Origin of the sequence: Halomicrobium mukohataei DSM 12286 (genome assembly GCF_000023965.1) — an archaeon.
Taxonomy (GTDB): Archaea; Halobacteriota; Halobacteria; order Halobacteriales; family Haloarculaceae; genus Halomicrobium; species Halomicrobium mukohataei.
In genome coordinates this window covers 885634-912074 of sequence record NC_013202.1, presented here as the reverse complement: position 1 = coordinate 912074, position 26441 = coordinate 885634, and the positions used below count along the sequence as shown (strand labels likewise).

Annotated in this window: 24 protein-coding genes; 15 read left to right on the top strand and 9 right to left on the bottom strand. The window is 66.3% G+C overall.

The genetic code is table 11. The features are described from left to right. Positions 1-11: 11 nt before the first annotated feature. Entirely contained in the window at positions 12-1079 is a 1068-nt protein-coding gene (locus HMUK_RS04510; RefSeq protein ID WP_015761924.1) for a DUF373 family protein, read from the bottom strand. Between the two features lie 639 nt (positions 1080-1718). Further along, positions 1719-2495 carry an IclR family transcriptional regulator gene (locus HMUK_RS04505; RefSeq protein WP_015761923.1) on the bottom strand — a complete coding sequence of 259 codons (777 nt, stop codon included), beginning with the start codon at positions 2493-2495 and terminating at the stop codon, positions 1719-1721. A gap of 192 nt (positions 2496-2687) precedes the next feature. Here HMUK_RS04505 and HMUK_RS04500 point away from each other — a divergent pair, with 192 nt between their 5' ends. The 8 genes from HMUK_RS04500 to HMUK_RS04465 all read left to right on the top strand — a co-directional run bounded on the left by HMUK_RS04500 (position 2688) and on the right by HMUK_RS04465 (position 10390). Next, positions 2688-3788, top strand: coding sequence for an ABC transporter ATP-binding protein (locus HMUK_RS04500; protein WP_015761922.1), 1101 nt, complete (start codon positions 2688-2690; stop codon positions 3786-3788). 2 nt (positions 3789-3790) lie between these two features. Further along, entirely contained in the window at positions 3791-4594 is an 804-nt protein-coding gene (locus HMUK_RS04495) for a creatininase family protein (protein WP_015761921.1), read from the top strand. 135 nt (positions 4595-4729) lie between these two features. Next, positions 4730-6031, top strand: a complete 1302-nt coding sequence (locus HMUK_RS04490; protein WP_015761920.1) for an ABC transporter substrate-binding protein — start codon at positions 4730-4732, stop codon at positions 6029-6031. Positions 6032-6034: 3 nt separating this feature from the next. Then, positions 6035-6973 (top strand): carbohydrate ABC transporter permease, encoded by a 939-nt coding sequence (locus tag HMUK_RS04485; RefSeq protein WP_015761919.1) that lies wholly within the window; start codon positions 6035-6037, stop codon positions 6971-6973. Further along, positions 6970-7812 carry a carbohydrate ABC transporter permease gene (locus tag HMUK_RS04480; RefSeq protein ID WP_015761918.1) on the top strand — a complete coding sequence of 281 codons (843 nt, stop codon included), beginning with the start codon at positions 6970-6972 and terminating at the stop codon, positions 7810-7812. The genes HMUK_RS04485 and HMUK_RS04480 overlap by 4 nt, the downstream gene beginning before the upstream one ends. Positions 7813-7880: 68 nt before the next feature. Then, the gene (locus HMUK_RS04475; protein WP_015761917.1) at positions 7881-9050 is read left to right on the top strand and encodes a mandelate racemase/muconate lactonizing enzyme family protein; all 1170 of its coding nucleotides are present in this window, start codon (positions 7881-7883) and stop codon (positions 9048-9050) included. An 82-nt stretch (positions 9051-9132) separates the two neighbouring features. Next, entirely contained in the window at positions 9133-9981 is an 849-nt protein-coding gene (locus HMUK_RS04470; RefSeq protein ID WP_015761916.1) for an SDR family NAD(P)-dependent oxidoreductase, read from the top strand. 31 nt (positions 9982-10012) lie between these two features. Then, positions 10013-10390, top strand: coding sequence for a Rid family detoxifying hydrolase (locus HMUK_RS04465; protein ID WP_015761915.1), 378 nt, complete (start codon positions 10013-10015; stop codon positions 10388-10390). Positions 10391-10686: 296 nt separating this feature from the next. Here HMUK_RS04465 and HMUK_RS04460 read toward each other — a convergent pair whose 3' ends face one another. Then, positions 10687-12006: an MFS transporter gene (locus HMUK_RS04460; protein WP_015761913.1), complete on the bottom strand. Its 1320-nt coding sequence runs from the start codon at positions 12004-12006 to the stop codon at positions 10687-10689. 105 nt (positions 12007-12111) lie between these two features. Between HMUK_RS04460 and HMUK_RS04455 the strand changes: the two genes are divergently transcribed. Continuing rightward, complete coding sequence (locus HMUK_RS04455) at positions 12112-13143, top strand: radical SAM protein (protein ID WP_015761912.1); 1032 nt, start codon at positions 12112-12114, stop codon at positions 13141-13143. A gap of 119 nt (positions 13144-13262) precedes the next feature. Continuing rightward, positions 13263-13526: a HalOD1 output domain-containing protein gene (locus tag HMUK_RS04450; protein ID WP_015761911.1), complete on the top strand. Its 264-nt coding sequence runs from the start codon at positions 13263-13265 to the stop codon at positions 13524-13526. Here HMUK_RS04450 and HMUK_RS04445 read toward each other — a convergent pair. Next, positions 13523-14125, bottom strand: a complete 603-nt coding sequence (locus tag HMUK_RS04445) for a hypothetical protein (RefSeq protein WP_015761910.1) — start codon at positions 14123-14125, stop codon at positions 13523-13525. The two genes, HMUK_RS04450 and HMUK_RS04445, sit on opposite strands and share 4 nt — an antisense overlap. 158 nt (positions 14126-14283) lie before the next feature. Here HMUK_RS04445 and HMUK_RS04440 point away from each other — a divergent pair, with 158 nt between their 5' ends. Together HMUK_RS04440 and HMUK_RS04435 are read left to right on the top strand one after the other, a co-directional pair. After that, positions 14284-16371: a (Fe-S)-binding protein gene (locus HMUK_RS04440; protein ID WP_015761909.1), complete on the top strand. Its 2088-nt coding sequence runs from the start codon at positions 14284-14286 to the stop codon at positions 16369-16371. A 43-nt stretch (positions 16372-16414) separates the two neighbouring features. Continuing rightward, positions 16415-17146 (top strand): competence/damage-inducible protein A, encoded by a 732-nt coding sequence (locus tag HMUK_RS04435; RefSeq protein ID WP_015761908.1) that lies wholly within the window; start codon positions 16415-16417, stop codon positions 17144-17146. A gap of 9 nt (positions 17147-17155) precedes the next feature. Here the strand turns inward: HMUK_RS04435 and HMUK_RS04430 are convergent, their stop codons facing one another. After that, complete coding sequence (locus HMUK_RS04430; protein ID WP_015761907.1) at positions 17156-19573, bottom strand: DUF2309 domain-containing protein; 2418 nt, start codon at positions 19571-19573, stop codon at positions 17156-17158. Then, complete coding sequence (locus HMUK_RS04425) at positions 19563-21050, bottom strand: proton-conducting transporter transmembrane domain-containing protein (RefSeq protein WP_015761906.1); 1488 nt, start codon at positions 21048-21050, stop codon at positions 19563-19565. Before HMUK_RS04425 ends, HMUK_RS04430 begins: the two co-directional genes overlap by 11 nt. A 335-nt stretch (positions 21051-21385) precedes the next feature. On the opposite strand from HMUK_RS04425, the gene HMUK_RS04420 reads away from it, so the two are divergent. Further along, the gene (locus HMUK_RS04420; protein ID WP_015761905.1) at positions 21386-22402 is read left to right on the top strand and encodes an amidohydrolase family protein; all 1017 of its coding nucleotides are present in this window, start codon (positions 21386-21388) and stop codon (positions 22400-22402) included. Here the strand turns inward: HMUK_RS04420 and HMUK_RS04415 are convergent. From HMUK_RS04415 to HMUK_RS04405, 3 genes are all read right to left on the bottom strand, one after another. Continuing rightward, positions 22399-22869, bottom strand: coding sequence for an Lrp/AsnC family transcriptional regulator (locus HMUK_RS04415; protein WP_015761904.1), 471 nt, complete (start codon positions 22867-22869; stop codon positions 22399-22401). The genes HMUK_RS04420 and HMUK_RS04415 overlap by 4 nt on opposite strands. A gap of 66 nt (positions 22870-22935) precedes the next feature. After that, positions 22936-23583: a DedA family protein gene (locus tag HMUK_RS04410; protein WP_015761903.1), complete on the bottom strand. Its 648-nt coding sequence runs from the start codon at positions 23581-23583 to the stop codon at positions 22936-22938. 39 nt (positions 23584-23622) lie between these two features. After that, positions 23623-23934, bottom strand: a complete 312-nt coding sequence (locus tag HMUK_RS04405) for a hypothetical protein (protein WP_015761902.1) — start codon at positions 23932-23934, stop codon at positions 23623-23625. A gap of 113 nt (positions 23935-24047) precedes the next feature. Here HMUK_RS04405 and hemB point away from each other — a divergent pair, with 113 nt between their 5' ends. Continuing rightward, positions 24048-25028, top strand: a complete 981-nt coding sequence (gene hemB / locus HMUK_RS04400) for a porphobilinogen synthase (RefSeq protein WP_015761901.1) — start codon at positions 24048-24050, stop codon at positions 25026-25028. Between the two features lie 121 nt (positions 25029-25149). Beyond that, positions 25150-26424 (top strand): DUF6498-containing protein, encoded by a 1275-nt coding sequence (locus HMUK_RS04395; RefSeq protein WP_015761900.1) that lies wholly within the window; start codon positions 25150-25152, stop codon positions 26422-26424. The last annotated feature ends 17 nt before the right edge of the window (positions 26425-26441 follow it).

The window sequence follows — 26441 nt, the reverse complement described above, 5'->3', positions numbered from 1 at the left end:
CAGGCGCTTGACTACACCGGATCGGCTCCTTGCCAGCGGGTCTCGGCGATGGCGAACGCGAGCGTGCTGCCCAGGCCGAGCAGTGTGCCGGCCGTCAGTGCCACGGCCAGTTCTTCGATCGTGGCCGTACCGAGGAAGTAGGAGCTGACGCCGTAGAGAACGGCCGCGATCGACAGCACGTAGAACGGGGCGTTGAGGTAGCGCCACTCGAAGCTGTCCGAGAGGTACTTGTCGGTGACGCGGCCGAAGCTACTGGTGATGCCGGCGGCGGCGAACCACCGGACGGAGCCGAAGACGAGGCCGGCGATGGCTTCGGCGACCGATTCGACGGCCATCGACTCGACGGTCCGGACGCCGCTGACGCCGCCGATGACCATCAGTGCCGCGGCGACGACGTAGGTGATCACCGTCACGCGCCCGGCGTACAGTCCCGAGCGGACGCGGTCGACGGTCCGGTCCAGCGTCTCCTCGGCACCGAGACCGCGCGCGAGGACGTACAGGCCCAGCAGACCGGAGATGATCCCGATGGCGGACCCCGGGAGTTCGAGGAAGTTCGCGAGGATCGCCAGCGGATAAATCAGGAGCAAGATTCCCAGCGGCACGAGGATCGTCCCGCGGGTCTCCGGGTCGTCGAGCACCTGCTTGATCGTGTAGTACATCGATTCGAGGTCCTGTGCCTGGCGGACGACCACGCGATGGACGCCGTCGATGTGGATTCGTGAGCGGATCACGGGCACGACCGACTCGTCCTGGGCACCGTCGGTCACGAGCAGTGCGCGCACGTCTTCGCTGGCGGTCAGCGACGCGAGTACCGTGTCGACCTCCTCGCCGACGGCGCGGTTGGCTGCCACGTCGCTCCCGTCGACGCCGGTGACGGCTGCCACCTCGACGGCCTCGTCGTCGATGGAGTCGTAGAGGTGAACACCCTCGAACAGCACGTTCACGTCGGAGTCTTCGGGGTCGGCAGTCGCCAGTTCGACTGCGGCCGACTCGACGGCGTCGCGGCCGACGACGGGCGTCTCACAGTCCGTCTTGCGGCCGAGGTCGTCGTCGAGGTCGACACACAGTATCAGCAGCATCGAGCGGGAGTAGGAGGGGGATCCGTATAATCACTTTTGTCGTCCGCCGTCGCTCCGCCCGTAGTCGTCGTCTCCGGCGTCAGACACGTACGCCGTATCGGGCGCTGTCGAGAGGGCGATGCTGCAAGCACGGGTGTCGGTTTCGTCGGTCCAAGAGCCAAACAGTAGATCGTGTGGCTATCATCCGAAAGAGATGCGGAACTTGTGGCGAAGGGCAGTCTATAGATAGATAGAAATGCCAAATATGGAACCAACATTGAGAATATGGGGGCAAAAGAGAAAACCAGAACCAATACGATTAGGGGTTGGTGAACTATGGACTCGAATTCGATGGTGTAGTAGCATCTGCTGCCGGACAGACGGTGTAACGCTGAACTGATCCCTCGGCGGAACCGGGACCGCTCTCAGAGCACTGTGGCGGCGTGTGACTGTTTGCTCGCCAACGCGAGATGGCATCGTCGTTCCGTGCCCAGTCCTTTGACATCGTCAAAAAAACGCCGTGTTTATTTCACCCCGAATACAGGTCGATATCGCTCTCCGAAATGAATACGACGATAAATAATTCATCTAACGACGGTACCGATGTTAATTATATTACGTTGTCACCACGGCCGTTTACTATTGTCGAATATGAGTCACTCATGCGGACTGGAGATTGATCTCGACGACGTTTGCCGCCTGCACGACGCGCTCCGGAATCTCAGAGGCGAACTGTTGGCCTTGGAGCCTGCTCGTCGGGGCCGAGAGACTGATCGCTCCGCGAATCTGGCCCTCGTATCGGATCGGCGCACCGACGGCGCGCAACCCCGTGATCTGCTCTTCGTCGTTCTGTGCGAATCCCTGCTGTCGGACCGCTTCGAGCTCTTCGCGCAGCGACGCCTCGTCGGTCGTCGTCTGTGGCGTCCGTTCGGCGAACTCGTAGTTCGTGAGGATCTCGTCGCGCCGCTCTGGCGGCGTGTGGGCCAGAATCGCTTTGCCGGCGGCAGAGCAGTGGAGGTTCCACCGCGGGTGGCCCTTGTTCTCTTCGTACAGCGTCTCGCCGACGGCGTCTGGGCCGAACCGCTCGTACAGCGGGATTTCGCGGCCGTGGCTCTCGACCACGAGGTGGCTGGCCTCGCCGGTCTCCTGTGCTAGCTCGTCGACCTCCGACTTGCCGACCCGGTAGAGCTGGGACTGACCTCTGACGTACTCTCCGAGTGGCACTGCGAACAGTCCGACCTGGTACTCTCCGTCTCTGTTTCGGACGTACCCTCGGTCTGCCATCGTCGCGAGGTAGGTGTGGGTCGTGCCCGGTGAGCGATCGATCTGGTCGGCGACCTCCGTCACCGTCGCCCCTCCCGAATCGCGTAACACTTCGAGGATGTCGAACGCCAACTCCACCGACTGAATTCGTCGTGGCGTTCGGTCGTTCGTCATGTACTCCGTACCACTTCACCGGCTGTAAAGTTTGCCATTGTCAAATAGATCTTGTGGGCCGTTCTCACGCGACGGCAGACGGCGCTGTCCTCCGCTGTACCGTGCTTCATCCTGTGTCGGCACGCTCGCCGTCGCTCTCCGGACCGCCGATAGATTTTTTAACCATAGTAACGCAGGGTGGTGTACGTCGCCATGAGCAAGGTACGTCTCTCTGATGTCACAAAGGTGTACGACGATCTTCTGGCGGTCAAGGAGATAGATTTCACCGTCCGGGACGGGGAGTTCCTCGTGATGGTCGGTCCGTCCGGCTGTGGGAAGTCGACGACGCTCCGGATGATCGCGGGGCTCGAAACGATCACCTCGGGCGAGATCGAAATCGGTGACCAGATCGTCAACGACGTCCGACCACAGGACCGCGATATCGCGATGGTGTTCCAGAACTACGCGCTGTATCCCCACATGAGCGTTCGGGAGAACATGTCCTTCGGACTGCGTCTCTCCGACGAGTACGAGGACGCCGAGATCGACGAGCGGGTGAACGACGCCGCCGATCTCCTCGAAATTCCGGAGCTGCTCGATCAGCTCCCCAAGCAGCTCTCTGGCGGCCAGCAACAGCGTGTGGCGCTCGGACGCTCCATCGTCCGAGACCCCGACGTGTTCCTGATGGACGAGCCGCTCTCGAATCTCGACGCCAAGCTGCGGACCCAGATGCGCACCGAGCTCCAGCGTATCCAGGAGGAACTGGGTGTGACGACGATCTACGTCACCCACGACCAGACCGAGGCCATGACGATGGGCGACCGCATCGCCATCCTCAACGACGGCGAACTCCAGCAGATCGCCGAGCCGGAGGTGTGTTACGACCGCCCGAACAACAAGTTCGTCGCGGGGTTCATCGGCTCGCCGAGCATGAACTTCTTCGAGGTCGACGTGACCGAAAGCGGCGACGGCGTCCACCTCTCGGGCAACGGGTTCGAGACGACTCTCGGGGTGTCTCTCGACGCCGGTGCCTACACGCTCGGCGTCCGCCCCGAGGACCTGACCGTCGGCACCGACGAGGGCCACCTCGAAGCCGTCGTCGACGTGGTCGAGCCGATGGGCTCGGACAACTTCCTCTATCTGCATCCGCCCGAGGGCGACGGCGAGATCATCGCCCGCGTCGACAGCGAGTACCATCCCGAGCCCGGTGAGACGGTTTCGCTGGGCTTCGATATCGAGGACATCCACTTCTTCGACGAGACGGGCGACCGCGTCCCGATCGACGACGAACCCGAAGCGATCCCGACAGCCTGAGCATGCTCTACGATTCAATCGGCGCGACCGACAGCGAATGGGCCGGTAAACCGTACGCGGAGATTCGCGAGGTCGCCGACAGCGACGGGTCGGTCCTCGTCGTCCCCGTCGGCAGCATCGAACAGCACGGCCACCACCTCCCGGTCGCGACGGACACCATCCTCGTCGACGCGGTCGTCCACGGTGGCACCGAACAGGCGGGCGCTGACGTTCCCGTCCTCGTGACGCCGACGGTCTGGACGGGCTTCTCGCCCCACCACCTCTCGTTCGGTGGGACGCTGTCGCTGGAGCTCGACCACCTCCGTGCGGTGCTCGAAGACGTGGCGCTGACTGGCATCCAGAACGGCTTCGACGCCGTCTGTTTCGTCAACGGCCACGGCGGCAACGCGGCGCTCGTCGACGCCGTCGTCAGCACCGTCGGCACCGAGACCGACGCCGAGGTCCTGGGGACGACGTACTTCACGCTAGCCACCGACGAAGTCGGAGCGCTGCGGGACAGCGAGGACGGTGGGATGGCCCACGGCGGCGAGTACGAGACCTCGCTGATGCTCCACCTGCGGCCCGACCTCGTCGCCGACGCCGCGAAGCGCGAGGGCACTCTCTGGGACGAACACTACGAGTGGAGCGGCGGCGACCTCCTGGATGGCGGTCCCGTCTCGGTGTATCGGTCCTTCGACGAGTACTCCGAGTCGGGTGCCATCGGCGCGCCGGAGCTCGCCAGCGCCGAGAAGGGGGCCCGAATCTACGACGCCGTCACGAGCGAACTCGCTGCCTTGCTGGTCGCGATCCACGAACACAACGCTTGACCGCTTGCTAGCTGTTGTTTTTAATAATCGACCCTGATGAATCGGCGGATTTATATACTATCGAGTGAACAATGCTGTCAGATGCCGAGCGAACAACCAGACTCACTTTCCGACGGACGTATCGACCGACGACGAATGCTCGAAGCCATCGGTGCCGGTGGCCTCATCGCCATCTCCGGCTGTATGGGCGACGGTGGCGATGGCGGCGATGGCGGTGACGGTGGCAGCGACGGCGGTGACGGTGGCAGCGACGGCAGCGACGGTGGCGATCAGCAGACCATCCAGTTCCTGACGATGGGGGTCGGCGACAACATCGCCGAGTTCTTCGAGAAGAACAACGCGGCCTTCGAAGAGGAGTTCGGCGTCACGCTTGACTTCACGAGCGTCACCTGGGACAACGCCCAGCAGACGGTCAACAACCGCGTCGACGGCGGCGAGGCACCTGACGTAAGTCGCTGGCCGGCCCGCTGGATCCCCCAGCTCGTCGGCAAGGAAGCGCTCGTCCCCATCACCGACATGATGGAAGGCGAGTTCGGCGACCAGTTCTACCAGGGCATGGCCGACGGCTGTATGTACCAGGGCGAGTACTACGCTGCCCCCTGGGCCGCATCCAACAAGTGCTTCTACTACAACAAGGACGTGTTCGAGGCGGCGGGCCTCGATCCGGAGGACCCCCAGCTCGACACCTGGGACGACATGCTCTCGGCGGCCCAGACCATCACCGAGGAGACCGACACCCCCGCACTGGGACTGGCCGGTGCCGACGCCATCGAGACCGGCTCGCAGTACTACCACTACCACTGGTCACACGGCGCGGACCTGATCGACGACGAGGGTCAGCCGGTCGTCAACTCCGATGGGGCCGTCGAGGCGCTGAGCTTCTACTCGGACCTGCACCTCGAACACGGCGTCACTCAGTCCTCGCCGCTGTCCTCGACGCGCCAGGACATCCGTCAGCTGTTCGAGTCCGGCTCGCTGGGTATGGTCATCGCCCACGTCTACACGGGCATCAACATCGACGACAGCGACGCCGACTTCGACTACGGGATCGCACAGGTGCCGGAGGGGCCCGCTGGCCGCTACAGCCTGAACACGATCGACGGCGTTTCGATCTTCGCCCAGACCGAGGTCGAGGACCTCGCGCGGGACCTGCTACGGTTCTACTTCGACGAGGACCGCCACTTCGAGTACGCGAGCAGCAAGGGATTCATGCCGACGGTCGAGGCGGTCGGCGAGCGCGACTACTTCCAGGACTCGGAGAACTGGGCACCGTTCATCGAGGCCGGTCAGTACGCCCGCGCTCGGCCGAAACTGTCGAACTTCAACGAGTTCAACAACCGCATGGTCCAGGCGATCCAGGAAGCGCTGGGCGACCAGAAGTCCCCCCAGCAGGCCCTGGACGACGCACAGGCGGACCTCGAAGAGATGATGCAATAACAGATGGGAATCGCAGAAGAGTACACGGAGCCGTCGGCCGGCTCCCGTTTCGAACGGGGACTGCAGTACCTACGGAAGCACAGTCAGGCGTATCTCCTGATCGCGCCGGCCGCGATCTTCCTGCTGAGCGTCGTCGGGTGGCCGATCCTGGAGACGTTCCGGCTGTCCTTCTACGAGTCGCCGGCGGACTCGACGATCGAGACGTACGTCGGCTTCCAGCACTACGTGGAGATCCTCCAGAGCGACATCTTCTATCAGTTGCTCTGGCAGACCGGCCGCTGGGTGCTGGTCGGCGTCGCCGGCAAGGCGCTGCTGGGCCTGCTGATCGCGATTCACCTCAAGGGCGACATCCGCGGTCGGAAGTTCTTCCGGACCGCGTTCCTCATCCCGTGGGGGATCCCGTACGCGATCTCGGCGGTCGTCTTCCGCTGGATCGAGCACCCCCAGTACGGCTACCTCAACGCGATCCTGATCAAGCTGGGCGTGATCGACCAGGGGATCGGTATCCTCGGCAACCCGGAAGTCGCCTGGCTCGGCGTCGTCGTGGCCGACATCTGGATCGGGACGCCGTTCATGGCGATCATCTTCCTCGCGGGACTCCAGTCGATCCCCGAGGAGCTGTACGAGGCCGCGGCCATCGACGGCGCGGAGAAGTGGGAGCAGTTCCGCTACATCACGCTCCCACAGCTCAAGAGCGTCATCCTGATCGCGACGCTGCTGTCGACGATCTGGACGTTCGTCAGCTTCGACACCATCTGGACGATGACCGGCGGCGGGCCGATCAACACCACGTCCACGCTCGTGATCTGGATCTACCAGGTCGGGCTGCAAAACGGGAACCTCGGCCGGGGCGCGGCCTACAGCGTCGTCGGGTTCCTGTTCCTGCTGGTGTTTGCCGTGATCTACCTGCGGATCTACACCCGCGGAGGTGACGAACTATGATGGCCGGCCAGGAGCGCAGCCAGCTCCGCAAAGTCCGTCTCTACGGCGTGTTGATCGCGCTGCTGGGGATCATGATGTTCCCCTTCTACGCGATGTTCTCCAGTACGTTCAAGCAGGAGTCGGAGATCTTCTCCAGTCCGGCGACGCTGTTCCCCTCGGAAGCGTCCGTCCAGTCCTACATCGAGGTCTGGGGCCAGACCGACGTGTTGCTGTGGGTCGGTAACAGCTTCCTCATCTCGCTGGGGACCGTCGCGCTGACGCTGCTGCTGGCGATCCCGGCGGCGTACTCCTGTGCGCGAAACGACTTCGTCGGCAAGCGGTCGTTCCTGCTTGCCGTCCTCGTCGTGCAGATGTTCGCGCCGGTGGTGCTGATCGTCGGCCTGTTCGACGTCATCACCCAGTTCGGGATCTACAACACGTACCTCGCGGTGATCATCCCGGCGGCCGCGTTCACGCTGCCGTTCAACGTCTGGATGCTGTATGGCTACTTCCAGACGATTCCCGAATCACTGGAGGAATCGGCCCGGATCGACGGGGCCAGCCAGCGACAGATCCTCACCAAGATCGTGCTCCCGCTGACCAAGCCCGCGCTGGTCGCGAGCATCACTTACACGTTCCTCTACGCGTGGAACCGACTGCTGTTCGTGCTCACCTTCCTCACCGACGCGGGGAAGTACAACATCCCACGCGGGGTGTTCTCGATGGTCGGGGCACTCCAGACCGACTGGCGGATGATGCTGACCGTCTCCGTGATCGGCATCCTGCCGCTGTTGGTCCTGTTTGCCTTCCTCGAAGAGTACATCGTCGCGGGCATGACTGCCGGCGCGGTCAAGGAGTAACGACTCCACCCCTTCTCTCGTCGGCCAGAGCCGATACGTTCATTGTGGCTCCGCTGGCACACGTGAGCATGGAGATCACCGACGTGACAGCGACGACTGTCGACGTACCGCTGGTGGACCTCGACGAACGTCTGGGCATCGGCCCGTACGTGACGAACCACGGACGCGTCGAATCGATGGAACGTGTCCTCGTCCGCGTGGACACCGACGAGGGCATCGCCGGCTGGGGCGAGATGCGGACCTTCCTCTCACCGGCGGCCACGGAGTCGATCATCGAAGACGGAATCGGCCCGCTGATCGAAGGCCAGTCGCCCTTCGAGGTCGAACGGCTCCGCCGACAGGTGTTCATCGAGTACACCAACATCGAACTGTTCTTCGCCGCCGTCGAGACTGCCTGCTGGGACATCGCCGGCAAGGCGCTCGACAAGCCGGTCTTCGAACTGCTCGGCGGGGCGACCGCACCGTACCAGACGACCGCGATGAACGCCGCCGCTGGCGGTGCCGACGCCGCCGACGACCGCGCGGTCGAGTTCGCCTTCTGTCTGGGTATCCTCTCTCCGGAAGAGTCCCGCGTGAAGGCCCAGGAAGCCCTCGACGCCGGCTTCTCCGTCCTCAAGACCAAGGCCGGCCGTGACTGGCAACAGGACGTGGCCCGCATCCAGGCGATGCACGACGAGGTCGACGGGCAACTGGAGTTCCGGCTGGACCCCAATCAGGGGTGGTCGCTCGATCAGGCGGTTCGCGTCGGGGCCGCCCTCGAAGAGTCCGGCATCTTCCTGCAGTACATGGAACAGCCCATCCGCGTCAACGCCCACGACTCGCTGGCGACACTGCGCCAGCGTCTCCGCCAGCCGATCGCTCCCAACGAGGACACGTACATCCCCAACAACCTCCGCTCGCTCGTCGAGGCCGGTGCGATGGACGTGGCGGTCCTCGATCTGACGCCAGCGGGCGGCATCGCGGGACTGCGACAGCAGGCGGCCATCGTCGAGGACGCCGGCGTTCCCTTCACCCACCACTGCGCGTTCGATCTCGGGATCCGGACGGCCGCAATCTTGCACGCGGTCCACGGGATCCCCGGATTTTCCCTCCCGCCGGACACGACCTACTACGGCTGGGAAGACGACGTCATCGCGGACCCCTTCACGGTCGAGGAGGGCCGGATGACCGTGCCGGACGAACCCGGCCTCGGAATCGACGTGGACCTCGACACCGTCGAGGAGTACCGCGTCCGATAGCTGTCGTCGTCGACAGGTCGTCGCTCTGTTCTCGCCGCCCGGGGGAACCTTCTTGGGACCCGCGACCGTGTGTCAGATCGATATGATCGAGTTGTCCCTCGCGGACCGACCAGCGATAGTGACCGGTGCGTCACGAGGCATCGGGCGGCAGATCGCCGAGACCTTCGCCGAGGCCGGCGGCGACGTCGCGATCTGCTCGCGATCCTACGAGGACGTGGCTCCGGTCGCCGAACGGCTCACGGCGGAACACGACGGTCGGGTCGTCCCCGTCGAGTGTGACGTTACCGACCCCGACGCAGTGCGGGATCTCGTCGACGTCGCGATCGAGGAGTTCGGCGATCTGCGCGTGCTCGTCAACAACGCCGGGGGAGCCGCCGAGTCGGCGGAGCTGCTCCACCAGTGTGACGAGGAGACCTTCGAGTGGATGCTCGAACTCAACCTGAAGGGACCCTACCTGCTGGCTCGGGAGGCCCTGCCGGCGATGACCACGGCCGGCGGCGGCTCGATGGTCCACGTCGGCTCGGTCAACGGGCTGTTCGGCATCGGGCTCTCGGGCTACTCCGAGGCCAAGAGCGGACTGTTGGCGCTCTCGCGCAACATCGCGAGCCACTACGGCCAGTACGGCGTCCGGTCGAACGTCCTCTCGGCGGGCACGATCGAGACCGAGAGCCGCGAGAAGGAGATGGAAAACACCGACGAGCGGGCCGACGAGACCAGTGCCCGAGATCGCTGGCTCGATCAGTACCCGCTGGGTCGGTTCGGCCGTCCCGACGAGGTCGCCGACACCGCGCTCTTCCTGGCCTCGGAGCGATCCGGCTTCATCACGGGCGAGAACATCGTCGTCGACGGCGGGCTCACGAGTGGCCTGCCGATGTCCTTCCAGAACGAGATCTATCACGCGGACGAGCCCCCGACCAGACCAGATCGATAGATTCAATGTCGCGTTGTGACTGACTTCTGGTATGCGAGAAATCCATACGGACGACGCACCGAGCGCGATCGGACCGTTCTCACAGGCGATGCAGGACGGCGACCGCATCTACGTCTCCGGCCAGGGGCCGGTCGATCCCGAGAGCGGCGAGATCGTCTCCGAAGACATCAAAGAGCAGACCGCACAGACCCTCGAAAATCTGGAGACGATCCTGGAGGCTGCCGACGCGTCGCTAGACGACGTGCTGAAGACGAACGTCTACGTCACCAACATGGACAACTACGACGCGGTCAACGAAGTGTACGCCGAGTACATGTCCGAGCCGTACCCGGCCCGCGCGGCCATGGAAGTGTCCCGCCTCCCCATCGACATCGGCGTCGAGATCGAACTCGTCGCTCGCAGCGAGTAGCGAGGGACATTCGGCCGTCCCCCGCGATGCCCGCTGTGGCGGGAACGGCCGGTAGCTTTGACGACCGCATTTTCGAACCTGGCTACGTCTACTGGCTTTTCCGACCAGTAAGCTACCTCTATGATTGTATACTGGCGTTCTTGAATCAGAACCGGGAGCAAGTAACGACAGGGATGACTAATTAGCTGCTGAAAGTTGAGTATACGTCCATATATCTGAATAATATGTGTGTCTGGTGTAGAGAAGAGACGTATATGCGAAAGGTGGGAACATCTCCCCGAATACGGGTACACACTTCATCGAACGTGGCCCGGATCGACAGGCCGCGGCTCGGGCGGCTCCGGAGCGTTCCCGAGACGGAGGACCAACACTCCGACGGGGACGAGCAACACCGCGCCGACGACGAACGGCGACCAGTAACCCACCACGGTGTAGAGCCCGCCCATCACGATCGGCCCGACCGTCCGCGCGAGGCTGCCGGCACCCTGTGTCAGGCCGAACGCGCTCCCCTGGGTCGCGGCGGAGGCTCGCTGGGAGACGATCGTCGTCAGCGTCACCGACAACACGCCGTTGCCGAGCGGCAGCAGCGTCAGCACCGCCAGCAGTGCCAGCAACTCGCCGGTGAGAAACGGTGCGACGCCGGTCAGATCGAAGACGCTCGCTCCCAGCCAGTTCGTGAACGGCAAGAGCCCGACGCCCACTGCGAGCACCGCGGTCCCACCGACCGTCAGCGACACTGTGGCGTATCGCGCCGTCAGTCGCCCGATCAACACGCCCTGGACGACGACCGACAGCACGCCGATATAGGTGAGCAAGAGCGCGCTCTGACTCGCCGTGTAGCCGTACACGTCGGCGACGAACGGAATGAACATGATCTGGACGCCCGAGAACGCGAAGGAGACGAGGAAGAACGCGGCGAGCAGCTCTCGCAACCCGGTCGTCCGGACGGCCGTCACCAACTGCGCGATCTGGGACGGCCGCCGCGTGGTCTCGTCGCCGCGGGCGGGGGCCGGCAGCGACTCCGGCAGGAACAGTAGCGTGACGACGACGCCGCAGAGACTCGCCGCGGCGGCGGCGAAACTCGGCAGCGAGAAGCGGGTGATGGCCACGACCGGGACGAGGCCGTCGACGGCGGCGACGACGCCGTCGAAACTCAACACTGCACCGATTCCGGGACCGAAGATAAATCCCAGTCCGAACGCGGCCCCGAGCAGGCCCAGTGACTTCGCTCGCTCCTCTCGCGGGGTCACGTCGGCGACGTAGGCCTGTGCCGTCGAGAGGTTCCCACCCATCGCACCTGCGAGCATGCGTGAGAGGAACAACAGCCACAGCGCGTCGGCCAGCCCGAAGACGGTCCAGGCGATCACCGAGCCGCCGAGCGACACCACGATGACGGGGCGACGGCCGATCCGGTCCGAGAGCGAGCCCAGCAGTGGAGCGAAGACGAACTGCATGAGCGAGTACGAGGCCGCCAGCAGTCCGATGACGAACTCCGTACCGCCGGGGAACGTGCGCGTGTAGTAGGGCAGGATCGGGATGATGATCCCGAACCCCAGCAGGTCCAGAAAGACGACGGCGAAGACGATCGCGAGCCCACGCCGCGAGCGGGTGGCCATACGCTCCGTACGGACGGCCGGTACTTACGAGTGGGCACGAGACCGACGCGCTGCGATCGCGTTTCGGACGCTTTTTGCCGCTGGACGAACAAGACCGAGCACTGAATGATCTCCAAGGGCTGTGAACAGTGTGCCGAGGGCGGGAAGATGGTCATGTTCGTCTACGGCTACTGTGACCAGCGCGATTGCTTCTACTGTCCGCTGGGCGAGAACCGCAAGAACGTCGATCAGGTGTACGCGAACGAGCGCCCCGTCGAGTCCGACGAGGACGTGATCGCCGAGGCGAAACTGATGGACGCGCTGGGGACCTCCATCACGGGCGGCGAGCCCCAGGAGGCGCTGGACCGAACGTGTCACTACCTCGAACTGCTGAAAGACGAATTCGGCGAGGACCACCACACGCACCTCTACACCGGGATCACGGGCGGGCGCGAGAACATGCGCCGCCTCAGCGAGGCGGGCCTCGACGAGATCCGTTTCCACCCGCCCCTCGAACAGTGGGGCGACCTCCACGGCACCGAGTGGGAGGAGATCCTCTACATCGCCCGCGAGGAAGGTCTCACACCGGCCTTCGAGATTCCCGGCATCCGCGCCGAAGAGGAGTTCCTCGACTTTCTCGACGAAGGGGCCGCCGACTTCTGTAACATCAACGAGTTCGAGATGTCCGACGGGAACTTCCGCCGGATGCAAGCGGAGGGCTTCGAGCGCAAGGAAGGCCACATGAGCGCCGTCGAGGGGAGCCACGAGATCCTGGAGACGATGGGCGACCACGAGAAGGTCTACTTCTGTACTTCCGTCTTCAAGGACGCCGCCCAGCACCGCTCCCGGATGAAGCGCATGGCCCGCAACATCGGCCGCGAGTTCGACGAGGTCACCGACGACGGCACGCTCGTCTACGGCAAGACCTGGGTCGGCGAGGACCGCCTGCAGGAACTGGGCGTGCCCGAGGAGTTCTACGCCGTGAAATCGGAGCACGTCGAACTCGCCTGGTGGCTCCTCGAAGAGATGGTCGAGGACGGCGACGTCGAGAAGGGTGAGATCGTCGAGCAGCACCCGACGTACGACGGGACCGTCGTGGAACGGACGCCGCTGTCCTCGGGGCAGCCGGGGGGCGGGCAGTCGGCGGCTGGGGACTGATACTGCCGATCGTCTGCCTGAATGATAATTCGAAGACAATGTCCGGGCACCGACCCGTCCGTACAATCCATTGAACTGTCTGACGAACTTTTATTAATTGGCGTGAATATCTGCGAAACATGGCAGCGACCGAACGTAGGAACGGTGTCGAAATCGACGACGAGTGGGAGCCAAGTACCGCGATCGTCCGAGCGGTCAGTTCACACACCGGACAGCCGGTGGTGGAACTCCCGCCGCTGTACGAAGTCGTCGACCCGGACGCGCTGGACGCGCTGTTCAGCGGTCGCCAGACGCTCGGCGTGCTCACGTTCGCGTACGCGGGCCACGACGTGACGGTTCGGGCCGACGGGCACGTCGAAGTGTCGCCGATCTCGGGTAGTTAAAAGTCCACGTCGGCGTCTTCCTCCAGCGAGCCGATGTCTTCGGTCGCTTCCCCGAGTCCGTCGTCACGGACGCCGTCGGTCAACACCGTCCCGATCCCGGCGTCGTGGAGCACGTCTTCGTACTCGCTCTGGAAGCGACCGCTGACTTGCCGGGCGCGGGTCTGGGCGGTGACGACGCGCCGGTAGCGTGCCAGTTCGGCCTCCGTGAGATCGAACTCCTCGCGGACGGTCTCGGCGGTGTCGGCCTCGCGCAGTCGTGCCAGGTCGAACGGTGCGTCGGTGTCCTCGTCTCGGAGCAGGTGGAGGTCGATCCGGGCACGGGTGACCACGTCGGTGTCGGCGTCGACGGCGTCGGCGATGGCCGCGTCGTCGTCGCCCTCGTAGTAGCGACGGACGACCGTGACGAGTGCCTCGTCCGACAGCGATGTGTCCACCTCGAAGCGCTCGCACAGACGGTCGATCACTGTCAGCAGGCGCTCCTCGACACCCCCTTCGTCGGAGAGTAGCGAGCCGTGGCCGTCCTCCTGGCGCTCGGTGACGGTGTCCTCGCCCGCTACGTCGACGAAGATGTCTCGGAGCTCCTCTGTTTTCTCGTCCATCGGACCGTATCTCTGTGCCTTCTACCGTTTATACCTGTCGACGACGTGGCAAGACTGCGATCGCCGACGAGGCAGACAACTCAAAACGGCTGGCTCGTTCTCGCAAGACGGCGCGGGTTCGGAGCAAAATTTAAGCGGCTTCCGGTTCGTGGTAGCACATGACAGTTCCACTCCAGACCACCACCAGACCGACCTTCTGGCAGATCGGACCGGTCGGCAAGGCGGTGTTCTACTACCTCGCGGCGCTGGCGTTGCTCGTGTTCGCCTTCGGCGTGTACGAGCGTCTCACACGCTACACTCGCGGGAGTGACGAGCCGTTCCCGCGCCTGGACGCGCTTCCCTCGCGGATCCTCTCGGGCGCGCGCCTCGCGCTGACCAACGCCAAGCAGTTCGACCGCGACCTCGTCGCGGGCGTGATGCACACCTTCGTCTTCTGGGGGTTCCTGACGCTGCTGATCGGGACGACGATTCTGGGCATCGACATGGACCTCTACCGGCCCCTGACCGGCGAGTCCTTCTTCGTCGGCGAGTTCTACCTCTCCTATTCCTTCGTGATGGACGCGATGGGGCTGTTGTTCGTCGTCGGGGTCGGCGTCGCGATGTGGCGGCGGTACGTCCGCCGGACGGACCGGCTCCACGGCCGCCACACCGCCCGCGAGGACGACTACTTCCTCGGCGCGCTCTTCCTGCTCGGCGTCGGCGGGTACGTCACCGAGGCCGTCCGCATCCTCGGGACGAGCGCGGTCCGAAACGTGAGCTTCGAGACGTGGAGTTTCGTCGGCTGGGCGGGCAAGGAGTGGCTCGCCGCTGCAGGTGTTTCCCCCGAGATGGCGGCCGCCGCCTACCCCGTGATCTGGTGGAGCCACTCGCTGCTGGCGCTGGCCTTCGTCGCCTGGGTGCCCTACGCCAAGCCCTTCCACATGCTGTCGTCCTTTGCCAACGTCGTCACTCGCGACGAGAAGGCCGGCAAGCGCCTCCCCGGCGTCCCCGAAGACGCCAGCCCGGAGGAGATCGGCCCAAGCGAGATCGACGACTTCTCCTGGAAACAGCTGCTCGATCAGGACGCCTGCACGAAGTGTGGCCGCTGCTCGTCGGCGTGTCCGGCCAAGGAGTCGGGCCGCCCGCTCGATCCGCGCGACGTGATCCTCGACCTGAAGCAGTACCGCGAAGAACGGGACGCCGGGGGCGAGGCCGTCGACATCGTCGCGGATGGGGGTACATCAGTCGTCGACAGCGCGACGATGGAGTCCTGCATGGCCTGTATGGCCTGCATGGACGCCTGTCCGGTCGAGATCGAACACCTCACTCACTTCACCGAGATGAACCGCCGGCTGACGGAGTCGGGCCAGATGGACGAACACGTCCAGGACGCCATGATGAACGTCTTCCAGCAGGGCAACACCTTCGGCGAACCCGAACGCAAGCGGCCCGACTGGACCGAGGAACTGGATTTCGACGTGCCCGACGCCCGCGAGGAGCCCGTCGACTACTGCTGGTACGTCGGCGACTACCCCAGCTACGACGACCGCAACCAGGAGATCGCCAAGGCGCTGGCCCGCGTGTTCGAAGCCAGCGACGCCTCCTACGGCATCCTCTACGAGGACGAGCAGACCGACGGCAACGACGTGCGCCGCGTCGGCGAGGAGGGGCTCTACGAGATGCTCGTCGAGGACAACGCGGCCGCTATCCAGGACTGCGAGTTCGGCCGGATCGTCTGTACGGACCCCCACTCGTTCAACACGTTCAAACACGAGTACCCCGAGTTCGAGGCCTGCGAGTGGGAGGGAGACGACGTGGCCCACTACACGCAGGTCGTCGCCGACCTCGTCGAGACCGGGCGACTGGCCGTGCCGGCGACGCTCACAGACACCGTCACCTACCACGACCCCTGCCACCTCGGGCGGTACAACGGCGAGTTCGAGGCCCCGCGGGCGCTGATCGACGCGACGGGCGTCGACCGCGTGGAGATGCCCCGCAACCGCGACGACTCCTTCTGCTGTGGCGGGGGCGGGGGCGGCCTCTGGATGGACCTCGAAGAGGAGGCAAAACCCAGCGAAGAGCGCCTGCGCGAGGCCCTGGAGGACACCGAAGCGGGCGCGACCGTGGATCGCTTCGTCGTCGCCTGCCCGATGTGCATGACGATGTACGAGGACGGCCGCAAGACCGGCGACTACGAGGACGACATCGAGATCGTCGGCGTCACCGAACTGCTGGCCGAAGCGATCGCCGCCGAGAGCGCGGCCTAACCGTCGCCAACACTTACCTCCCCGAGGATCTAACGACGGCCCGATGCAGGTCGCACTCATCACCGTCGGCGACGAGATTCTCTCGGGGGACACGGAGAACACGAACGCCGGGTGGCTGGCCCGCCGGCTGACCGAGCGCGGGGTCACGATCGCGCGGATGCTCACGATCCCCGACGACCGGGCGCTGATCGCCCGCCACGTCCGGGAGTGGGCCGACGCCTTCGACGCCGTGATCGTCACGGGCGGCCTGGGCGACACGCCCGACGACGTGACCCTCGAAGCGGTCGCCGACGCCTTCGACCGCGAGATGACCGTCCAGCCCGCCGTCCGCGAGCGCGTCGAGGAGAAGGCCCGCGAGTACCGCGAGGAGAACCCCGAGCGCTACGAGGAACACGACTTCGACCTGGACTTCGAGGAGACCGCGGCGCTGCCGGCGGACGCCCGCCCGCTCCAGACGGCGGCCAGCTTCAACCCCGGCTGCGTGGTCGAGAACGTCTACGTCTTCCCCGGCTTCCCGGAGGAGTTGCAGGCGATGTTCGACAGCGTCGCCGACGAGTTCGGTGGCGACGCGGTCGCCGAGTCCGTGCCGACGGTCACGCCCGAGGGCGCGCTCAAGGACGTGCTCGCGGGCGTTCGCGAGCGGTTCGACGTGGCGGTCGGCAGCTACCCCGCACACGGGGACGCGGACGGTCGGGTGAAGGTGTCGGGGACCGACGCCCAGGAGGTGGCCGCGGCGGCCGAGTGGGTCGCACAACGCGTCGACAGCCCCGAGTAGTCGACCGGATCAGTCGTCGGCCGGCGAGGGCGTCCCAGCGGTCGCCTGTGCTGGTGTCGTCTCCTCCGAGATCGGCGTCCACTCCAGGTCCTCGGCGTAGTGGAACGCGCAGTGCTCCTGCTCGGGGTCGACGACGGTGAGGTGGAGCCAGTCGTTGTCCAGCAGTTCGGCGACCTCGGGGTTGTCGGCGAGCACGTCGGTGACGCGCTCGACGGGCGCGTGGACGACCGTCGAGAGGCGAAGCGGCTGGTGGTACGGTTCGTCGTCGGCAGCCATCAGCGATTGCAGCGGGAGGCCGGTCAGCAGGTCGCCGCCGTTGCCCTGGTAGACGCCGACGTTGCCGACGGGGTTGTGAGTCACCTTCGAGCCGCTGCCGAAGACGGCGTTGTCGACCGTCGAGAAGTAGTACTGGGCGTTGATCCACTGGGTGACGACCATCGGCCCGGTCAGAATGGCTTCGAGCGCGTCGCCCTCGTCGTCGGTCGTCCAGTCGTAGGAGTGGAGGAACGCGCGGGCGTCCAGATCGAGCCCGTCGGTGAGTTCGCGCGGGCCGACGACGAAGCCGGCGTTGCCCGCCAGCCCCCACTCCGGGCGCGTCTCTGCCCAGTCGGCCGCGCGGCGGTGCGTATCACGGCCCGCGTCGCCGTCCGCGCCCATGTCGTCGGCGCGCTCGGCGGCCGCACCGGCACGCGCAGTTTCGAGATCGGCGCGGAGCGCGTCGAGATCGTCGGCGTGTGTCTCGGGGACGGCGTCCGCGTACAGCTCGATCTCGTCGGTGGTCGTGTTGTGCTCGCCGGCCAGGAAGTAGGTGTCTTCGGGCACGTCGATGCCGCGGTCACGCAGGCGTTCTCTGACGGCGTCGTCGTTGCAGACAGCGGCGAGGACGCGGGCGCTGGGGCCGCCGGGGTTGCCGGCACAGGCACCGCAGTCGAGGCTGGCGTCGAAGGGATTGTTCGCCGTCTGGCTCGCGTGGCCGGTGAACACGACCAGGCGGGCGAACTGCTCCCAGCCCATGAGTTCGAACGCCGTCGCGGCGTACTCGACTTTCTCCTCGACCGTCAGCCCCGCCGGGAGTTCGTGGGCGTGGTCCGGATCGTGATCGACGGCCGGCTCCCAGACCGCGTGGTCGTCGGGCGTGCGATCGTCGACGGCGTCGAGCAGGTCGTGGACGCGTCCGGGGACCAGCGTCCGGGCCGCGAGTGCGGCCCCGTACCCCGCGCCGGTGGTCTCGACGTAGCTGAACGCCGTCGCCGCGTTGGAGCGGAGCCGCCCGATCACGCTCTCGCCCGCCTCGCGGATGGCCGCCCAGCGGTCGTGTTCGGCGTGGCGTGACACCTCGCGGTCCGTGGGACGATCCGCGATGCGGTGCTGTGGGTCGAGGATCGGCGGGCAGGCGTCGACGGCCACCTCCGAGTCGTGTCCCTCGTAGCGCATCGGGACGCCGAAGAACCCGGCGTAGCCGTGGGTCTCGTAGTCGCCAGCGGCCTCGACGTGGCGGCGGATGATCTCCGAGCGGGTGTCGATACAGAAGACGAGCTGTGCGTCCGGTCTGTCCCCCTCGTCGGTCTCAGCGACCGACTCGCTTGCGTCGGTAAGCTCCGCGACGAGCTCCGAGCGGTAGGTCGCCTCCCAGGCGGTCAGCCAGACCTCGGGGAGCGGGACGGCCCCGTCCACCGTGGCGTCGTCCCCGTCTGCCTCCGCGGGCGTGCGCGGGGCGTCGAACAGGTCGACCAGCGTCAGCCTGACCGCCAGATAGCCGGCCAGCGTGATCGGGTACGCGGACTGCCAGGCGTCCCCGTCGTCGGCCCGCTGCTTGAGCAGGCCGGTCCAGCCCGGCAACGCGGCCAGGTGGAACTCGAAGATGTCCGGCCACTCTCCGACGGGATCGTTCACGAGCTGCTCTCGGATGGCGTCGAGCGGGCAGTCCGGAAGCTCGGCGATCGCTTCGGCGTCGGGGATCTCGCCGTCGTGGCGAGCGACGGCGCGGAACGCGTCGTAGAAGCCGTCCTCGCGTTCCGGCATCGGCCACTTGGCCTGTCCCTGATCGAGGAACGCCGACAGCCACTTGGTCAGCACCGCGTCCACCCGCTCGCTGGCGGTCGCCGTCTCGGTCGCCTCGGCCCGCTCCGTGTTCGCCATGCGATCGAGCGTCGTCTCGGGATCGCTCTCGTACCCGTGTTCGCGCAGCGTGGTCCGGAGGACGTCGGGGTCGATCCGACCGTCTTCCCAGGCACGGCGGAACACGTCGGCGTCTGGGTAACCGTCGCTCCCCAGCGTGTCTGCTGTGGCCGCGACGGCCTCGTGGAAGGGCTGGTCCTCGAAGCCCGAGAGGGGGTTGGCCGTCACGAACGAGTGCAACGGCCAGCGGGAGCCGACCGTCTGTGCTGCCGTCTCGATACTCTCGTGGATCGCGTCGTCAGTACTCATTGTACTCCTCCGTAGCGGTCAGTTGCGTCTCGGACGGTGGCTGTGTGGCGTTCAAAAGCACCACGTAGAGGCGCTGGCTGTGCTTGTAGGCACCGCGCTCGATCGCGAGGTACGTGGCGACGAACGCGGCGGCGATGAGGCCGTGGGCCACCGTCAGCTCCGCGGTCGCTCCGACTCCCGGCAGTCCGCCCAGCAGTCCCTCGATCGTCCCGTAGACGACGCCGTAGATCCCGATCGCCGGCAACGCCACCAGTGGGACGGCTCCGTACCGAACCGACGCGGGCAGCGCCGACCGCGTGACGAGATCGCGCGCGGCGTGAAGCACCGTCAGCACGACCAGCAGCGCGAGCACCAGCCCGCTGTCCAGCTTCGTCCCTTTCCCGGTGAGGACGGCGAACAGGACGCCACCGGCCAGCGCGGTGGCGGCGATCACGACCGCGCCGACTGGTCCCGCCGAATCGGTGGCCGTCGGCGACTGCGGGCTCTCGTGGGCCACCTGACTCCCCGAGCTCAGGAACTGGTAGCCCTTGTAGAATCCGTGCAAGACGAGGTGCGTGACGGCCGCCCCGAAAAAGCCCAGGCCGGCCTGCATGATCATGAACCCCATCTGGCCGACCGTCGAACAGCCGAGCTTCCCCTTCACGTCCGTGCGGACGGTCTTCAGGAGCTTTCCCGACAGCGCGCTGGTCGCACCGACGACGGCGACGGCCAGCATGAACGCGCTGTCGACGGTGACCACCGGCGCGAAGCGAACCAGCAGGACGCCACCGGCGTTGACGAAACCGGCGTGCATCAGCGCGGAGGCGGGCGTCGGTGCCGTCATCGAAGAGACGAGCCAGGTGTGGAACGGGACGAGCGCGGACTGGATCATCGCCGCCAGCACGAGCGCGGTGGCGGCAAACAGCACGACCGTCCCGGAGGCTTCGCCCAGCGCCGGCGCGACGCCGGAGACCGTCGTCGCGCCGGTGTGCCACCACAGCGTTCCGAGCGCGACCGCGAGCGCGCCGGTGCTGGCCAGGAAGTACCGGCGCGAGAGCGCGGCGGCGGCCCGTGCCTGTGGCCACCCCTCGACGTGGCCGATCAGGTCGGCCATCACCAGCCCCATCCCGAGCCACGCGGCCACGAACAGCGCGAGGGCGTCGGCGGCAACCAGGACCATCACGATCAGCGTGAACGCGAACACGCGTCCGAAGAAGCGATCGATCGTCCGGGTGCCGGCCATGTAGCGTCGCGAGTAGCTGTGGACGATCCCACTGACGAAGGTGACGGTCACCCACATCACGGCGGTCAGGCCGTCGACCGCGACGAGACCGTCGATCCCCCATGGTCCGCTGCCCCGGAGCCGAAGCGCCAACACGCCGACACTCACGACACAGAGGAACCACACGACTCGTGTCAGTGTCGCCGCGACGCGCGAGTCCTCGCCGTCTGGCGTCGGTAGCTGTCCTACGGTCGTCGCCTGCGTTTGTCCGGTCATCGTTTGGTCGGTCTCCGTCCGATCACCGTGACCCCGCGTGGCACACGCGATCACAGCGATCGGTCATCTTCACCCGGATGTACGAACAGACTGTCTATTAAATCTATCTATACTACCAGATCGTTCTGGAAGAAGTAGATTATAGAACGTGATGGTCTTCGAGCGCTTCGAGCACGGGACCGACGCGTTTCGCACACGTCGTCACCGTCGCGGAGGCCCTTCTCGCGTTCCCCGCCGCGCTGCTGTCGGCTTGCCCACCTTGGCCCATAACGCTACCGGATCGTTCGAATATCGCATATAGAAAACCATATCGTTCCCTGTACACCACCACGGGTATGCCTGCGTTAGAGGGAACCGTTCTCGTCGGTGAGTCGTTCGAACCCGTTACGGGCCGTGTCGTCGTCGAAGACGGCCGGATCGAGGCGGTCGAGGAGACCGACACGGCGTCGACGGACATCATCCTGCCGGCGTTCGTCAACGCACACACCCACCTCGGTGACGCGGTCGCGAAAGACGCCGCCGTCGGGCTCTCGCTCGACGCGGCGGTCGCACCGCCCGACAGCCTGAAGCACCGTCGACTGGCCGACGCCGACCGGGCCGAGCTCGTGACCGCGATGCGCCGGACGCTTCGGTTCATGCAGCGGACCGGGACCGTCTCGACGCTGGACTTCCGGGAGTTCGGGAGAGAGGGCGCGCGGACGCTCCGGGAGGCCGCCGAGCCGCTGTCGATCGATCCGTTCGTCTTCGGGAGCGGAGACGCGTCGGTCCTCGACGTGGCCGACGGCTTCGGAGCCAGCGGTGCCAACGACGACGACTTCGGGCCACAGCGCGACGCGGCGGCCGACCGGGGCGTCCCCTTCGCCATCCACGCCGGAGAACCGGACCAGACGGACATCCACCCCGCGCTCGATCTGGAGCCGGACCTGCTCGTCCACATGGTTCACGCCGCAGGGGAGCACCTCGAACGCGTCGCCGAGCAGTCCGTCCCGGTGGCGGTGTGCCCGCGCGCCAACACCGTCCTCGGCGTCGGCCGGCCGCCGATTCGAGACCTGCTCGATCACACGACCGTCGCGCTCGGCACGGACAACGTCATGTTGAACCCGCCGTCGATGTTCCGAGAGATGGCGTACACGGTCAGGCAGTTCGACGTGAGCGCCCGCGAGGTACTGCGGATGGCGACGACGGCCGGTGCCGAGATCGCGGGCCTCGACTGTGGCGTCGTCGCGCCCGGCAAGCGGGCGGCCCTGACCGTCCTCGACGGCGACTCGGACAATCTGGCCGGCTCACGCCACCCCGTCGAGAGCGTCGTCCGGCGCGCGACCGCGCTGGACGTCGAGCGCGTGATCTGTTAGACGTCTTCGGGGTCGAACTCCCCGAAGGGCGTCGTCTCGTGGCTTCGAACCAGCACCTCGTCGGCGACCGTCACGCCCATGTCGAGCAGCTCCTGTGCGACCGGCGTGATGTCGCTGTCGGACTCCCCGACGACCGTCACGAGGAGGTTCTCCTCGCCGGTGACCAGCTCCTGGACGGAGACGACGCCGTCGATCGACAGGATCTCCGGGACGATCTCGCCCCGCTCCGGGATCGACGCGGTACAGAAAAGCAACATTCGGAGCGGATAGCCCGACTCCTGGTAGTCCACCTCGGCGCTGTACCCTTTGATGATCTCGTCGCCTTCGAGGCGCTGGATGCGCTTGCGGACCGTGCTGTCAGAGGTGCCGGTTCGTTCCGCGATGTCGCCCGAGGACATGTCGCGAGCGTCTTCCTGCAGCGCGTACAGGATCGCTCTGTCCACGTCGTCGAGGCCCGTGTTGCTCATACCTGTACCTCCAGCGCAGAGACACTTTACCTTTGTTAGCCGACCAGTTCGCCGTCGACCGGTCTGTCACAGGAACCACAGGAGGCCGGCCTCGTTGAGGTAGTAAAACGAGACCGCGAGCCACGTCTCGAAGACCAGCGTCCCGACGGCCGACAGCGCGGCGAACCGCCGCACGCGCATCTCGGCGACGCCGGCCGGCACCGTCAGCATGCCGCGGGTGAACAGGAGCGCGTTGCTGACGGGGACGGCGGCGTGGCCCCAGCGATCGAACCAGCCGTCGAAGCGGTCGAGCTTCGACTCGCTGACCCGGAACCACGGCTTCTGGAGGAGCCACTCGCGGCCGCCCCGCTGGGCCAGCACGAACAGGGTCGTCTGGCCCGCCGTCGCCCCGACGACGGCCACCACGAAGATGGCGACGATCGCACCCCAGTCGTAGCCGCCGTCGGTCGTCGCCAGCGCGCCGATGGCGGCGGGGACGAGCACCTCGCTGGGGGCGAAATACAGCAACATCGCGCCTTCGAGGACGAAGATCACGAGCAGCGCCGCGAGCCCGTAGCGCTGGATCAGCTCGCGGGCCAGCTGCTCGTCGCCGACGACGAACAGCGCCACACCGGCTCCCGCCAGCACGACGAACGAGAGCGCGATCGCGAGCAGGCCGTACTCCTCGGCCCACGTCCGGAGCCGCGAGCGAGCGGGGAACGCCAGAGAGGCCATTCGACAGGGGCAACGATCCTGTGGTGGAAATGCTTTCTGTTACCCGCCGATGCCGCGGTGCGCGCGGTTCACCCAGCCGACGAGTACCACGGCACTCGCGACGATCGCTGCGGTGTAGGCGATCCAGAGCCGATCGCCCGCGTCGCCGGTCCAGGTCAGGACGGCCATCGCGCCCGTAGCGAGTCCGACGAGGATCGTGTACGTGCCGACGAGATCGACCACCGACGGGTCCGGGCTGTCGTCGGGGCCGACGCCCGCGATCAGCGTCGTCACGCGACCGAACCTGATCAGGACGCCGAGGGCGAGTATCAGGAGCGCGCTACCCACGACGGTCACAGTGCCAGCAGCCATAGCTCGCCGTTCGGGCGACGGGACCGAAAACGTTCGCCACGGGCTCGCCGGACCGGCGCTGCTGGGTCACCGGGAGCGGTGACTTCATTGGGCCGAGCCACCGAGACTGTCGTATGCAACCGACACGCCGACCGCGCCGGCTCCGGACCGACGGCGTCCGCGGGCTGGTCAGCGAGACGGCCCTCTCGCCAGCGGACCTGATCGCGCCGATCTTCGTCGACGCCACCACCGACGAGCGAGTGCCCATCGAGACGATGCCGGGTCACGAACGCGTCCCGGTCGAGGCGGCCGTCGACCGCGTCGAGGAGGTGCTGGCGACCGGCGTCGAGGCGGTGATCGTCTTCGGCGTCCCCGAGGCAAAGGACGAACGCGGCTCGCGAGCCTGGGCGACCGACGGCGTCGTCCAGCGCGCGGTCCGGTCGATCACCGACGAGACCGACGCCTACGTCATCACGGACGTGTGCCTCTGTGAGTACACCAGTCACGGCCACTGCGGAATCGTCGAGGACGGTGCGGCCGACGACCCGACGCTGACGGTCCGCAACGACCCGACCCTGGAACTGCTCTCGAAGACGGCGGTCTCGCACGCTCGCGCGGGGGCGGACATGGTCGCACCCTCCAGCATGACCGACGGGATGGTCGGGGCGATCCGCGAGGCGCTCGACGACGACGGCTTCTCGGACGTGCCGATCATGAGCTACGCGGCCAAGTACGAGTCGGCCTTCTACGGTCCCTTCCGCGACGCCGCCGACGGCGCACCCGCCTTCGGCGACCGGCGACACTACCAGATGGACCCCGCGAACGGCCGCGAGGCCATGCGGGAGGTCGCCCTCGACGTAGAGCAGGGCGCGGACGTGCTGATGGTCAAGCCCGCGCTGCCCTACCTCGATATCGTGAGCGCGATTCGCCGCGAGTACGACCACCCCGTCGCCGCCTACAACGTCAGCGGCGAGTACGCGATGTTGCACGCCGCCAGCGAGAAGGGGTGGCTCGACCTCGACGCGGTCGCCCGTGAGTCGCTGCTCTCGATCAAGCGGGCCGGCGCGGACCTCATTCTGACGTACTTCGCCGAGGACATCGCCCAGCGCCTCTGAGGCTGCCCAGCGGTGTGGTCGCCACACTCGCCAGCTCTCGCTATTGTGACACGGCGTGGCTCCAGATCGGACGGTGGACTACCGGGCCATTCATCTGTCGAGCGTCGCTACCGACGCGTAGATGGTCGCCCTCCGCCGGATCGTTCCGTCGACGGACAGTCGTCGGCTCGAACTCGCAGAGATCACCGTCACCAACGCCGTGCCGGTCGTCGGCGTCGTCGCCTTCGAGTGGAACGTCGCCGCCCTCCTCGTGCTCTACTGGTTCGAACTGGGCGTCGACGCGGTGTGGGCGTTCGTGCGTGCGCTGTTTGCCGCCCGACCGCCCGAGGTCGACACCGACGGGCTGTTGATCGGGGCGGTTGCACAGCGCCGGCCGACGCTCGACGTTCCGTGGACCGACCTCCAGATCTACGTCGTGACGCTGCTGACCCTCCCGATCGCGGTACTGGTCGTCGCGGGGGTCTGGCTGTTCGCCGGTGCCTTCCTCGTCGGCCCGCTGGGCACGTCGGCACTCGACGACGACACGGTCGCGAGCGTGACCCTGGCCACGCTCGCGATCCTCTGTACCACCGGTGTGTCGACGATACGGACCTACTTCCTGCGCGGCGAGTACCGGAACCACAACTCTCAGACCGCCATCAGCGGTGTCGTCTTTCGCATCTTCACCGTGTTCTTCGTCGGTATGTTCACGCTCTCGATGGTCGGCATCGTCAGCGCCGGACCCGACACGACGCTGGGGTCGCTCGATCCCACCGCGGTCGGTCCGGCGCTGCTGATCGCGATTATCGGTCTGAAGTACGCCTCTGACTTCCTTGGCGTGTACAGCGACCGGCTCGCCGTCTACTTCGTCTCGTACGACGAGGCGTACGGGTGGTCCCAGGCCCCGCCCGAGCCCCAGTCGGTCGCGGGCGTGTCCGCCGCCGCGGCCGACCGGGTTCGACCCACACTCGCAGGTCGCGTCTTCGGTGGCGCGTTGCGTCTCCCACAGCACCCCGGGGCCGCGTTTCTCGGTGTCTTTCTGCTGGCCGTCGCGGCGCTGTTTGCCTTCGGCAGCGCCTGGCTCGTCGTCGGCCTCCTGGTCGCGCTCGGCGTCGCGATTCCGCTGACACTCGTCTCTGTCGATCACCTGTTGCGATACGGCGCAGTCGAGTACCGCGCCGCGCAGGGCGAGCGCGCCCTCGTCGCGTACGACCGGCTGTTCGGCGTCTCGCTGTGGCGCGTCGAGCCCTGGGACGAGACGGCCGTTCGGATCGAACGGACGCTCCTCGATCGGCTGCTCGGCACCGAGACGGTCGTCGTCGAGCTGCCCGACGACGAGTACCTGCTCCCGCATCTCCCCGCGACGACGCCGATCCTGTCGGTCTTCGACCGCGAGGCCGATCGATCCCGGTCGTGAGCCCGGGCGAGCAGCGC